This window comes from Streptomyces sp. NPDC043738, assembly GCF_056436545.1.
In genome coordinates this window covers 43,353-56,315 of sequence record NZ_JBWKCJ010000010.1, presented here as the reverse complement: position 1 = coordinate 56,315, position 12,963 = coordinate 43,353, and the positions used below count along the sequence as shown (strand labels likewise).

Annotated in this window: 9 protein-coding genes; 8 read left to right on the top strand and 1 reads right to left on the bottom strand. The window is 73.1% G+C overall.

All coding sequences use genetic code 11. The features are described from left to right. Positions 1-29: 29 nt before the first annotated feature. The 5 genes from AC0680_RS15795 (at position 30) to obgE (ending at position 7,016) form a co-directional block, all read left to right on the top strand. A complete protein-coding gene (locus tag AC0680_RS15795; protein ID WP_478628666.1) occupies positions 30-830 on the top strand; it encodes a TIGR03936 family radical SAM-associated protein in 801 nt (266 codons plus the stop codon). A 219-nt stretch (positions 831-1,049) separates the two neighbouring features. Beyond that, positions 1,050-4,589 carry an Rne/Rng family ribonuclease gene (locus AC0680_RS15790; protein WP_478628664.1) on the top strand — a complete coding sequence of 1,180 codons (3,540 nt, stop codon included), beginning with the start codon at positions 1,050-1,052 and terminating at the stop codon, positions 4,587-4,589. A gap of 237 nt (positions 4,590-4,826) precedes the next feature. Next, positions 4,827-5,147: a 50S ribosomal protein L21 gene (gene rplU, locus AC0680_RS15785; RefSeq protein ID WP_384440515.1), complete on the top strand. Its 321-nt coding sequence runs from the start codon at positions 4,827-4,829 to the stop codon at positions 5,145-5,147. 14 nt (positions 5,148-5,161) lie between these two features. Beyond that, positions 5,162-5,419, top strand: coding sequence for a 50S ribosomal protein L27 (gene rpmA, locus AC0680_RS15780; protein WP_384440512.1), 258 nt, complete (start codon positions 5,162-5,164; stop codon positions 5,417-5,419). Positions 5,420-5,579: 160 nt separating this feature from the next. Next, on the top strand, positions 5,580-7,016 hold the full coding sequence (gene obgE, locus AC0680_RS15775; RefSeq protein ID WP_478628661.1) for a GTPase ObgE: 1,437 nt from the start codon (positions 5,580-5,582) through the stop codon (positions 7,014-7,016). 109 nt (positions 7,017-7,125) lie between these two features. Here obgE and AC0680_RS15770 read toward each other — a convergent pair whose 3' ends face one another. Then, positions 7,126-9,213, bottom strand: a complete 2,088-nt coding sequence (locus tag AC0680_RS15770; RefSeq protein ID WP_478628658.1) for a hypothetical protein — start codon at positions 9,211-9,213, stop codon at positions 7,126-7,128. A 447-nt stretch (positions 9,214-9,660) separates the two neighbouring features. Between AC0680_RS15770 and proB the strand changes: the two genes are divergently transcribed. The 3 genes from proB to AC0680_RS15755 all read left to right on the top strand — a co-directional run bounded on the left by proB (position 9,661) and on the right by AC0680_RS15755 (position 12,907). Beyond that, entirely contained in the window at positions 9,661-10,818 is a 1,158-nt protein-coding gene (gene proB / locus AC0680_RS15765) for a glutamate 5-kinase (protein ID WP_478628923.1), read from the top strand. Between the two features lie 250 nt (positions 10,819-11,068). After that, positions 11,069-11,566 carry a hypothetical protein gene (locus AC0680_RS15760; RefSeq protein WP_384426812.1) on the top strand — a complete coding sequence of 166 codons (498 nt, stop codon included), beginning with the start codon at positions 11,069-11,071 and terminating at the stop codon, positions 11,564-11,566. A 72-nt stretch (positions 11,567-11,638) separates the two neighbouring features. Continuing rightward, the gene (locus tag AC0680_RS15755) at positions 11,639-12,907 is read left to right on the top strand and encodes a glutamate-5-semialdehyde dehydrogenase (protein WP_478628656.1); all 1,269 of its coding nucleotides are present in this window, start codon (positions 11,639-11,641) and stop codon (positions 12,905-12,907) included. Positions 12,908-12,963: the final 56 nt, after the last annotated feature.

The window sequence follows — 12,963 nt, the reverse complement described above, 5'->3', positions numbered from 1 at the left end:
AGCCCGAAGGCCCGCCGCCCGCACCGGCGGTGCAGCGCATCCGACTGCGCTACACCAAGCGCGGCCGCCTCCGGTTCACCAGCCACCGCGACTTCCAGCGCGCTTTCGAGCGGGCGCTGCGCCGCGCCGAGGTCCCGATGGCCTACTCGGCGGGCTTCACCCCGCACCCCAAGGTGTCGTACGCCAACGCCGCCCCCACCGGCACGGGCAGCGAGGCCGAGTATCTGGAGATCCAGCTCACCGAGCGGCGCGATCCGCATCAGCTCCGCGAGCTGCTCGACGAGTCGCTGCCGGCCGGCCTCGATGTGATCGACTCCGTCGAGGCACACACCAGCGGGCTGGCCGACCGGCTGCAGGCCTCGGTGTGGGAGCTCCGGCTCGACGGGGTCGCACCCGAGGAGGCCCGGCGCGCCGTGGAGGCGTTCCTCGCCGCCGACGAGGTGCTGGTCGAGCGCCGCACGAAGAACGGCATGCGGACGTTCGACGCACGGGCCGCGGTGGCGCGGCTGGAAGCAGCCGGTCACGAGGGCGATAGGCCTGACGGCAATGCCTGTGCGATACTGCGGCTGGTTGTTCGGCATGTGACACCCGCCGTTCGACCCGACGACGTCCTGTCCGGCCTCCGAGCTACGGCCGACCTGGCGCCGCCGGTCCCCGCTGCGGTGACCAGGCTGGCGCAGGGGCTGCTCGATGAGGAGGCCGGCGCGGTGACTGACCCGCTAGCGCCCGACCGCGACGCTGCCACGGCCGCCCCTATCACGGCCGACGCGCAGAGTGCCGCGAAGGCGCCGAGTGGGGCCTCCCCGGGAGCCGGGGAAGGTACTGCGTAGGACCGCCGTCGTTGCGTCGCCGATCAGCCAGGGAGCCACCCCGGTCCGGCAGACGCACTGACCAGGAGACTTTCGCCGGTCCCCGCCCACGGGGCCCGGCGAGCGAGACGACAGCTCCCGTGCGGCGCCCACGCCCCGGACTGCGGGACCGCGCTCATCGCGCGGACCGCTACCGGAACCAGGCGCGGCGCCCGGGAGCGTGACGGGAGAACCGCCCGCATGCTCGAGCCCAATGAGCCCACCGAATCCACGCCGTCCCAGGACCGTGGTATCGAGGACAACCACTCACCCAGCGACACGCTGCCGCCGCGCCGCAGGCGCCGTGCGGCTTCCCGGCCGGCCGGTCCGCCGGCGTCCGGGGGCGCCGCCGAGAGCGCGGTGCTGAGCACCGAGACCGCCGCCGCGGCCGCCGATCCGGCCCCCGCCGAGGAGGCCGCCGCGGCCGCGGTCACCACCGGGGACGCGGCCAAGCCGGCCCGTACGCGCCGCCGCGCCACCCGTAAGGCCACCGCCCCGGCCGGGGCCCCGCAGCCGGCCGCCGCCGAGGAGACCCCGGCCGCCGCCGAGGAGGCCAAGCCGGCCCGTACGCGCCGCCGGGCCACCCGTAAGGCGACCGCGCCCGCCGGTTCGCCGCAGACCGAGATCGCCGCGGAGCCGGTGGTGGCCGAGGCGCCCGCGCCGGCCGCGCCGGTTGTCGAGGAGGAGGCTCCGGCGCCGGTCGCCGAGGAGGCCAAGCCGGCCCGTACCCGCCGCCGCGCCACCCGTAAGGCCACCGCCCCGGCCGGCGCGCCCCAGGTGGCCGAGGAAGCCGAGGCCGAGGAGGCAGAGGAGGCCGAGGAGGCACCGGTGGCTGAGGCCCCCGCCGCCGAGCCCGCCGAGGCCCCCCGCCGCCGTACCCGCCGCCGCGCCGCCGAGCCGGTCGCCGAGGAGCCCCGTGCGGTGGAGGAGCCTGTCCAGGAGGGGCCGGTGCGCGGCCGCCGCCGGGCGCAGCGGCCCCCGACGGCCGTCTTCCAGGCGCCGGTCTTCGCCGAGCCGATGTTCCAGACCCCCGAGAGCGCGGCCGCCGCCCATGCCGCGGCCCGTCAGGAGGAGGCCGTCGTCGAGCCGGTGGCGGAGGAGCAGCCCGCCGGTGGCGCGCGCCGTCGCCGCCGCCGTGGTGCCCCCGCCGAGCCCGAGCAGGTCGCCGTCGCCCCGGCCGAGGAGCCGGAGGCCGCGGAAGAGGCCGAGCCGGAGACCGAGCCGGGCGAGTTCGCCCACGACGAGGACGAGTCGGCCGAGCGCCCCTCGCGCCGCCGCCGCCGTGGTGGCCGTCGCCGCCGCCGTGGTGAGACCGCCGAGGGCGCCGAGGAGCAGCCCGCCGAGGCCGCCGGTGCGGAGACCGAGGCCGAGCTGGAGGAGGCCGAGGAGCGCGCCGCCGAGCACCCGGAGGAGGAGGCCGAGGAGCAGCCGGCCGGCGGCTCCAGCAGCAGCCGTCGCCGCCGCCGTCGCCGCCGTCGCAGCGGTGACGCCGCCGAGGCCGAGGCCGGCCACGCCGACGACCCGGAGCGCACGGTCGTCAAGGTCCGCGAGCCCCGCAAGAAGGAAGAGGGCACCGGCGCCGACGAGGTGCAGTCGATCAAGGGGTCGACGCGTCTGGAGGCCAAGAAGCAGCGCCGTCGTGAGGGCCGCGAGCAGGGCCGCCGCCGGGTGCCGATCATCACCGAGGCGGAGTTCCTCGCCCGCCGCGAGGCCGTCGAGCGGGTGATGGTCGTCCGCCAGAGCGGCGAGCGCACCCAGATCGGCGTCCTTGAGGACAACGTGCTCGTGGAGCACTTCGTCAACAAGGAGCAGGCGACCTCGTACGTCGGCAACGTCTACCTCGGCAAGGTGCAGAACGTGCTGCCGTCGATGGAGGCCGCCTTCGTCGACATCGGCAAGGGCCGCAACGCGGTGCTGTACGCCGGTGAGGTCAACTTCGAGGCGCTGGGCATGGCCAACGGCCCGCGCCGGATCGAGACCGCGCTGAAGTCCGGCCAGTCGGTGCTGGTGCAGGTCACCAAGGACCCGATCGGCCACAAGGGCGCGCGGCTCACCAGCCAGGTCTCGCTGCCGGGCCGCTACCTGGTCTACGTGCCCGAGGGCTCGATGACCGGCATCAGCCGCAAGCTCCCGGACACCGAGCGGGCGCGCCTGAAGCAGATCCTCAAGAAGATCGTCCCCGAGGACGCCGGCGTCATCGTCCGCACGGCCGCGGAGGGCGCGAGCGAGGACGAGCTGGCGCGCGACGTGCAGCGGCTGCAGGCGCAGTGGGAGGAGATCCAGAAGAAGGCCAAGGCCTCCTCCACCAGCTCCCCCTCGCTGCTCTACGGCGAGCCGGACATGACCGTCCGGGTCGTCCGCGACATCTTCAACGAGGACTTCTCCAAGGTCATCGTCAGCGGTGACGACGCCTGGCAGACCATCCACGGCTATGTCTCGCACGTCGCCCCGGACCTCGTCGACCGGCTGCAGAAGTGGACCTCGGACGTCGACGTCTTCGCGACGTACCGCATCGACGAGCAGCTGATGAAGGCGCTGGACCGCAAGGTCTGGCTGCCCAGCGGCGGCTCGCTGGTGATCGACCGGACCGAGGCGATGGTCGTGGTCGACGTCAACACCGGCAAGTTCACCGGCCAGGGCGGCAACCTGGAGGAGACGGTCACCAGGAACAACCTGGAGGCGGCCGAGGAGATCGTGCGCCAGCTGCGGCTGCGCGACCTCGGCGGCATCATCGTGATCGACTTCATCGACATGGTGCTGGAGTCCAACCGGGACCTGGTGCTGCGGCGGCTGCTGGAGTGCCTGGGCCGGGACCGTACCAAGCACCAGGTGGCCGAGGTCACCTCGCTCGGCCTGGTCCAGATGACCCGCAAGCGGGTCGGCCAGGGCCTGCTGGAGTCCTTCTCCGAGTCGTGCGTCCACTGCAACGGCCGCGGCGTGATCGTCCACATGGACCAGCCGACGACGGCCGGCGGTGGCGGCAAGCGCAAGAAGAAGGGCAAGGCCGCGCAGGCCGAGCCGCATGTCCACGAGGTCGAGGCGGCCGAGCCGACGCCGGACGGCGGTGCCCCGGAGCTGGAGCCCGCCGCCGTGACGGAGGCCGAGCTGCAGCCCGCGGTGGCCGACGCCGAGGAGTGGTTCAGCAGCCCGGCGGAGGCCGAGGCGGCCGCCGGACGCGGCCGTGGCCGCCGCCGGGTGAGCCGGAAGGTGTCCGCTCCGGCGGGCGCCCCCAAGGCCGCCGAGGAGGCCGCCGCGATCGTGCTGCCGGCCGAGCCGGCGCCGGTGGCGGAGCCGGAGCCGGAGGCGGTCGTGGAGCCGGTCGCCGAGGCGCCGGCCGCGGAGCCCGCGCCGGCCCGTCCGCGCCGTCGGGTGACCCGTAAGGTGACCGCCCCGGCGGGTTCGCCCGAGGTGTCCGACTCCGAGGCGACCGTCGTGATCACGGCGCCGGCCGCCGAGCCGGAGCCCGCCGAGGCGCCGGCCGTGGCCGCGGAGTCCGTCGAGGGCGCCGAGGCCGAGCCGGAGGCGGCGCCCGCGGCCAAGAAGACCGCGAAGAAGGCGGCGGCCAAGAAGACGGCCGCCAAGAAGACCGCGGCGAAGAAGACCACGGCCAAGAAGGCGGCGGCGAAGAAGACCACCACCGCCAAGAAGGCCACGGTGAAGAAGACCGCCACCAAGAAGGCGACGACGAAGAAGGCCGCGGCCAAGAAGACCGCTGCCGCCGAGCAGTCCTCCGTGGCGTAAGCGGAGGGCCGAGCGGCGAAACCGTGCCCCGGGCCGTCAGCGGCCCGGGGGCCGGTTTGACCCTCTGGTCAAGGCCCCGTAATCTTGACCGTCGGTGTCTGTGACACCAAACCCCTGAGCAAACACCTCTCGGTCCGCCGAGGGAGGCCGCTCGTCCACTCGGATTCCACGGGCCGTCCCGAGCCCGTGTGAGCGGCTGGCATCAGAGGATCCGTTCCTAGCGAAAGAGAGTTCCGCGTGTACGCGATCGTGCGCACCGGCGGGCGCCAGCAGAAGGTTGCTGTTGGCGACGTCATCGAGGTTGACCGCATTTCCACCAGCAAGGTCGGCGACACCGTCGAGCTCTCCACGCTGCTGGTCGTCGACGGTGACTCGGTCACCAGCGACCCGTGGGTCCTGGCCGGCGTGAAGGTCCAGGGCGAGGTCGTGGACCACCACAAGGGCAACAAGATCCGGATCCAGAAGTACAAGAACAAGACCGGTTACAAGAAGCGGATCGGCCACCGCCAGCTCCACACGGCGCTGAAGATCACCGGCATCGACGCTCCGGCGAAGTAAGGGACTGAGGAGACATGGCACACAAGAAGGGCGCATCGTCCACTCGGAACGGTCGCGATTCCAATGCTCAGCGGCTCGGCGTGAAGCGCTTCGGCGGTCAGGCCGTCCTCGCCGGTGAGATCCTGGTCCGCCAGCGTGGCACCCACTTCCACCCGGGCGCGGGCGTCGGCCGCGGTGGCGACGACACGCTGTTCGCCCTGCAGTCCGGCGCGGTGCAGTTCGGCACCCACCGTGGCCGCAAGGTCGTGAACATCGTCCCGGTCGCCGAGTAATTTCGGCCCGGACGTAAGCGCACGTCAGAGCATCACTCCGAGGGCGGACCGCCTTTTCCCGCAGGAGCGGGAAGGCCGGTCCGCCCTTGGCGTGTTACCACAGAGACATTCGCGGAGTACCGCGACGTTTTTTCCCGCAGTTATCTGGAGGCACCCACCCATGACCACCTTCGTGGACCGCGTCGAGCTGCACGTCGCCGCGGGTAACGGAGGCCACGGCTGCGCCTCCGTACACCGGGAGAAGTTCAAGCCGCTCGGCGGCCCGGACGGCGGCAACGGCGGCCGTGGCGGCGATGTGATCCTGGTCGTCGACCAGGACGTCACCACCCTCCTCGACTACCACCACCACCCGCACCGCAAGGCCACCAACGGCCAGCCCGGCGCCGGCGACAACCGCGAGGGCAAGAACGGCAAGGACCTCGTCCTGCCGGTGCCGGACGGCACGGTCGTGCTCGACAAGAACGGCGAGGTCCTGGCCGACCTGGTCGGCCAGGGCACCACCTTCGTCGCGGGCCAGGGCGGCCGCGGCGGTCTCGGCAACGCCGCGCTCGCCTCCGCCCGCCGCAAGGCCCCCGGCTTCGCGCTGCTGGGCGAGCCCGGCGAGGCCCGCGACATCGTGCTGGAGCTCAAGACCGTCGCCGACGTGGCGCTGGTCGGCTACCCGAGCGCGGGCAAGTCGTCGCTGATCTCGGTGCTCTCCGCCGCCAAGCCGAAGATTGCCGACTACCCCTTCACCACGCTGGTGCCCAACCTCGGCGTGGTGACGGCCGGCTCGACGGTCTACACGATCGCGGACGTCCCCGGCCTGATCCCGGGCGCCAGCCAGGGCAGGGGCCTGGGCCTGGAGTTCCTGCGCCATGTCGAGCGCTGCGAGGTGCTGGTGCACGTCCTGGACACCGCGACCCTGGAGTCGCACCGCGACCCGCTCTCCGACCTCGACGTCATCGAGGAGGAGCTGACCCAGTACGGCGGCCTGGAGAACCGGCCGCGGGTGGTCGTCCTCAACAAGGTGGACATCCCCGACGGCAAGGACCTGGCCGACATGATCCGGCCCGACCTGGAGGAGCGCGGCTACCGCGTCTTCGAGGTCTCGGCCGTCGCCCACCAGGGCCTCAAGGAACTGTCGTACGCCCTCGCCGACATCGTCGCCAAGGCCCGCGCCGCCAAGCCGGTGCAGGAGGCCACCCGTATCGTCATCCGGCCGAAGGCCGTGGACGACGCGGGCTTCACGATCACGCAGGAGGGCGAGGGCTTCTTCCGCGTACGGGGCGAGAAGCCCGAGCGCTGGGTGCGCCAGACCGACTTCAACAACGACGAGGCGGTCGGCTATCTGGCCGACCGGCTCAACCGCCTCGGCGTCGAGGACGCGCTGCTCAAGGCGGGCGCCAAGGCCATGGACGGGGTGGCGATCGGCCCCGAGGACAACGCCGTCGTCTTCGACTGGGAGCCGACCATGGCCGCCGGCGCGGAGATGCTGGGCCGCCGTGGTGAGGACCACCGCTTCGACGCGCCGCGTCCGGCCGCAACCCGCCGCCGCGACCGCGACGCGGAGCGGGACGAGGCCACCGAGGAGTTCAAGGGCTTCCGGCCCTTCTAGGCGCCGTGGCCCGTGCCCTCGACAGGGACAGGCCCCGGGAGGAGATCCTCCCGGGGCCTGTCCCTTTGCTTTGGGGCGCCGGCCGAGGCCGCAGGCGGCCCGCTGAGGGCTAGACGGCCGCGGTGGCGTCCGAGGCGCCGCTGGCCTCGCGTTCGGCCGCCTCAGAGGCGTCCACGTCCTCCTGCGAGCGCTGCCCGGGGATCCCGGACAGCCGGCTCTCCATCCGGATGCGGCGTTCGTCGGCCTTCGCGCACAGCGCCTGCGCCGCCTGGTTGAAGCGGACCGAGGACGGCGGGTCGGACGGGCCCAGCAGGTGCTCCTTGAGCTCGGCCCGCTCCGCCGCGAGGGTGTCCAGCTCCGGATTGCGGACCGCGGCGAGCAGGGCCTTCACCCCGTCCGCCTCGGGGGTGAGGATCGTGGCCGCCCGCACGGTGGGGAAGTTCGCCCGGAAGTCGGCCTCGCCCATGCCCGAGGTGTTGGCGACCGCGTACGGCTTCTCGCTGGTCAGGTAGTCGGAGACGACGCTGGAGACATCGCTGATCAGCACGTCCGCCTGGTTGAAGCAGCCGAAGATGCCGGGGCGGGCGGTGGTGATGATGCGGTGCTCCCACTCGGGGAAGGAGTTCCAGTACGCCTCCTCCCAGGCGGCGCCCGCGGCCTCCACGGCGGCCGCGCGGCCCTCGTCGGGGGTGCCCTGCAGCCGCATCCGCTCCAGCTCGTCCGCGCTCTTGCGGAACGCCGAGGTGGTCAGCGCGGTCAGCTCCTCGGTACGGCGGGCCAGCTCGGCGGCGGCCTCGGGGCCGGGCCGGGCGCCGCTGCGCCGGCCGTTGGCCTCCTCGATCATCGCCTGGATGCGGATGTTGGCGGCGCCCGCGCGCGGGTCCACGGAACCGGTCATCGGGTGCGGCTTGTACAGCAGCCGCACGTCGTCGTCGGCGAGCAGCTCGCGGACGATGTTCTCGCCGGCCAGGATCACCGAGGTGTTGCCCGGGTTGCCGTCCCAGCCCTCCCAGGTCGGGGCGTACAGCACGGTGGTCGGTCGGCCGGCCGGGGCGCCCTCGTAGGGCCGGATCGGGGCCAGCTGCGGGCGGCCGACCTCGACGACGTCCTTGTCCTCGACGCCGATGTCGGCGAGCTGGTAGCGGTCGCGGGCCGCCGGGCCCGCCACCCACACCTCGTCGTACGCCTTCGCGTACGGGTTGCAGGAGGAGAGCTTGTCGCTCTCGCCGTGGTTGGTGAAGGCGTGCTTGATGGACGGGATGCGCAGGATCTGCGAGGTCTTGCCGGAGTTCGCCGGGTGCAGCAGCACCTTGAGCGTGGAGTGCTCCAGGCGCATCAGGTTGGCGACCTTGGGGATGCAGACGATCGGTACGTCCGTGGCGTCGATCTTCTGCACCATGAAGCGCTCGCGGAGCACGATGATCGGGTTGCCGTCCAGGGAGGCCAGCGTGCTCAGCCACATGTTGGCCTGGTAGGCGGAGGAGGCGCCGCCGGAGAAGTACATGCCGACCGTCGGCTGGTACGCGGCCAGCCAGTCGTCCAGCCACTCCAGCGCCTGCCGCTCACCGGCCACCCGCTTCTTGGGCAGCAGCCAGGTGCCCAGGTAGAGCGTGCCGCCGGCCGACAGCGCCAGGGAGACGGCCAGGCCGATGCCGCCCCAGTAGGCGTCCGTGGTGATGGCGGTGAGCATCATGCCGGCCGTGGTGGGGACCGAGAAGCGCAGCAGCCGGCGGCCGGTCTGGCGGGAGAGGATCCGCGGCGGGGCGTCGCACAGCCGCAGCGCGCTCGCGTCGATGTTGCGGGTCACGAACGGCAGGCTGCGGGTCCTGCGGACCAGCACCGCGACCGCCTGGCACACGAAGTGGGTGCCGTAGAAGAGCAGCAGCGTGATGGTGAGCGGCGCCTGCTCCTCAAGGGGGTTGATGCCGTCGATGTGCAGCAGGCCGACCAGTATCAGCATGTCGCGCAGCAACTGGCGCACCGTGACGTCGAACCGGATCCGGCCCAGCACGGCCAGCAGGCCGGGCTGCTTGTGCTGGAGGACCAGGTCCAGACCCAGGTTGACCACGGACGCGGCGATGAACAACGGGACGATGGGCAGCAGCGCACCGACCAGCTGGGCGATGAACGCGATCATCATCGCGAAGAGGGCCGCGAGCTGTACGGCTCGGCGGGGAACGATTCCGGCGGAAGGCACGGGGGAGGGCTCCTGGCAGCAAGAAGGTCAGGGGGGAGGCCGAGGGGGGCGGCCGGGTCCCGCGCTGCGACGCCGCCGGAGCGGCGAAACGGGACCGATGGACACCCGACCGTATGACCTCGTTGGCCTTGGTGACAATCTGCTGTGGCTCTCATCACCGCGAAAGCGGACCAATCGAACGCAACCTCTTGGCCTCGGCGTCCGTCTAACGAAAAACCCTGTGGGGTGGCGCACACGGCGGCGGTGCGGCCCCGGTACCCGCTCCCGAACCGCGGCGGAGTCCGCCCGGCCGTCTCGCGGAGCGTCCGCCAGGCGATATCGGCACGCGCCCGGGGGCCGTACTGCCGTAGATTGCGCCCGTAGGGACGTCGCGCGGGCACCAGCAGGAATACCCGTACGGCGGCGGTATCAGCAAGCACAGGGGTACGCAGGGTGGCAGGCGCGAGCATGGACGAAGGGGCGGCCCGGAAGGCCACGGTCGAGGGGGGTGGCGGCCGGCGCGAAGGCGTGGCGGACGCCCGCCGGATCGTGGTGAAGGTCGGCTCGTCGTCGCTGACCACGGCCGCCGGGGGACTGGACGCGGACCGCGTGGACGCGCTGGTGGACGTCCTGGCCAAGCACCAGGACAAGGAGATCGTGCTGGTCTCCTCCGGTGCGATCGCGGCCGGCCTGGCCCCCCTGGGCCTGGACCGGCGGCCCCGCGACCTGGCCCGCCAGCAGGCCGCCGCCAGCGTCGGCCAGGGCCTGCTGGTCGCCCGCTACACGGCGTCCTTCGCCCGCTACGGCCGCCGCGTCGGGCAGGTCCTGCTGACCTCCGACGACACCAGCCGCCGGGCCCACTACCGCAACGCCTACCGGACCCTGGACCAGCTGCTGGCCATGGGCGCCGTGCCGATCGTCAACGAGAACGACACGGTCGCCACCGACGAGATCCGCTTCGGCGACAACGACCGGCTGGCGGCGCTGGTCGCCCACCTCGTCCGTGCCGACCTGCTGATCCTGCTCTCGGACGTGGACGGCCTCTACGACGGCGACCCGGCCACCCCCGGCACGTCGCGGATAGCGGAGGTGCGCGGGCCCAAGGACCTGGAGGGCATCTCCATCGGCAGCGCGGGCAAGGCGGGCGTCGGCACCGGCGGCATGGTCACCAAGGTCGAGGCGGCCCGGATCGCGGCCGCGGCCGGCATCCCGGTGGTCCTGACCTCCGCCGTGCACGCCGCGGACGCGCTGGCCGGCGGCCGGACCGGCACCCACTTCCTGCGCACCGGCCGGCGCTCCGCCGACCGGCTGCTGTGGCTCGCGCACGCCTCCACCCCGCGCGGTGCCCTCGTCCTCGACGACGGGGCGGTGCGCGCCGTCGTCGAGCGGCACTCCTCGCTGCTGCCGGCCGGTATCGCCTCCGTGGAGGGCGAGTTCTCCGCCGGCGACCCGGTCGAGCTGCGGGACGGCGACGGCCGCGCGGTGGCCCGCGGACTCGTCAATTTCGACGCCAGGGAAATCCCCCGTTTGATGGGACGTTCGACCCGCGATCTCGCCCGTGAGCTGGGCCCCGCCTACGAGCGGGAGGTCGTGCACCGCGACGACCTGGTGCTGCTGCACCACTGACGCCGCCCGGCCCGTGCGACCGCCGCCGCGGGGGCACGGACACCGCCCCCAGGCGGAGCGCGTACCGGCCTTTCCGCGGAGACCTTGGCGAAAACGGCCCCGCGACGGCCCGCGGGCTGGTCAACTTTGTTGTGGGGGCGCCGCAGGGGAACGGCGCCCGCAGAGTGCAAGCGCACACGCCGAAGGACGACCGCACCAATCGGCTCCGCACCCCCGAGGGCGGAGCGATGCGCATCACAGGAGGCCGCGGGTGAGACGAGGGCGCCCGGGGGCACTGCCCCGAGGGACGGCGGAGCGGACGCTGACCAGCGTCGAAACCGGCGAGGTCGGCGACCGGTCGGACGACGACGAGCGGGCGGAGCGGAACCGGACGGCGCGGCCCGCCCCGGAGGGCGAGCGCCGCGAGGCCACCCGGCTGTGGCACATCACCCTCAGCGTCTCGGGCGCCGAGGCTCCGCTCAAGGAGGTCCGGCGGGGGCTGGAACAGCTCGCCCACGACCACCCCTTCCTGCTGACCAGCCGCTACGCCAACGATCACGCCGAGATCCGCTACTGGGAGGAGGCCCGTGATCTGCACGACGCCGCCGCGGTCGCGCTGCGCCTGTGGGGCGAGCACCGCTCGACAGCCAAGCTGCCGCCGTGGGAGATCGTCGGCCTGGAGGTCATCGACCGCGAGACCTACCACCAGCGCATCGCCGAGGGGTACGGACTGCCGCCGGCCTCACCGGTCGGCGTCCACCCCTACTGACCACCGGGCGAGGCGTCCCGCGCTGTGAGATACCCCCGGGCGGCGGCCGGCCCGCCCGCTAGGCTTTCCGGCATGACCAGCAGCGCATCGCAGAGCTCCCCCGTCCTCGAGACCGCCCGCCGCGCGCGGGAGGCGGCCGCCGTCCTGGCCCCGCTGCCGCGGACGGCCCGCGATGCCGCCCTGCTCGCCATCGCCGACGCCCTGGTGGAGCGGACCGACGAGATCGTCGCCGCCAACGCCCAGGACGTCGCCAAGGCCCGGGAGGCCGGCACCGCCGAGTCGATCGTGGACCGGCTCACCCTCACCCCGGAGCGGATCGAGGCCATCGCCGCGGACGTCCGCCAGGTCGTGGCGCTGCCCGACCCGGTGGGCGAGGTGGTGCGCGGCTCGACCCTGCCCAACGGTCTCGACCTGCGCCAGGTCCGGGTCCCGCTCGGGGTGATCGGGATCATCTACGAGGCCCGGCCCAATGTGACGGTCGACGCCGCGGCGCTGTGCCTGAAGTCCGGCAACGCCGTCCTGCTGCGCGGCTCGTCCTCCGCGTACGCCTCCAACAGCGCCCTGGTGGACGTCCTGCGCGACGCCGTGCGGAGCGCCGGGCTGCCCGCCGACGCGGTGCAGTTGGTGCCCGGGGAGAGCCGCGAGTCGGTGCGGGAGCTGATGCGCGCCCGCGGCCTGGTCGACGTGCTGATCCCGCGCGGTGGCGCCTCGCTGATCCGTACGGTCGTCGAGGAGTCCACCGTCCCGGTGATCGAGACCGGCACCGGCAACTGCCATGTCTACGTCGACGAGGCCGCCGACATCGACATGGCGATCGACATCCTGATCAACTCCAAGGCCCAGCGGCCCAGTGTCTGCAACGCCGCCGAGACGGTGCTGGTGCACGCCGGGATCGCCGAGAAGTTCCTGCCGCGCGCCTTGGAGGCGCTGACCGAGGCCGGTGTGATCGTGCACGGCGACGCCGCCTGGCAGCAGGCCGGACCCGGGCTGGTCGCCCCCGCCACGGACGAGGACTGGGCGACGGAGTACCTCTCGTACGACATCGCGGCCGCCGTGGTGCCCGACCTGGACGCGGCGGTGGCGCACATCCGGCGCTGGACCTCCGGGCACACCGAGGCCATCGTCACCACCTCGCAGGCCGCCGCCCGCCGGTTCACCCAGTTGGTGGACTCCACCACCGTCGCGGTGAACGCCTCCACCCGCTTCACCGACGGCGGCCAGTTCGGCTTCGGCGCGGAGATCGGGATCTCGACCCAGAAGCTGCACGCCCGCGGCCCCATGGGGCTGCCGGAGCTCACGTCCACGAAGTACATCGTCACCGGGGACGGGCACACCCGCTAGGGCTGGTGCGTCGGGTGGGCCGGGGCGGAGCCGTCGTGGGTTGCGGTGTTCCGGTG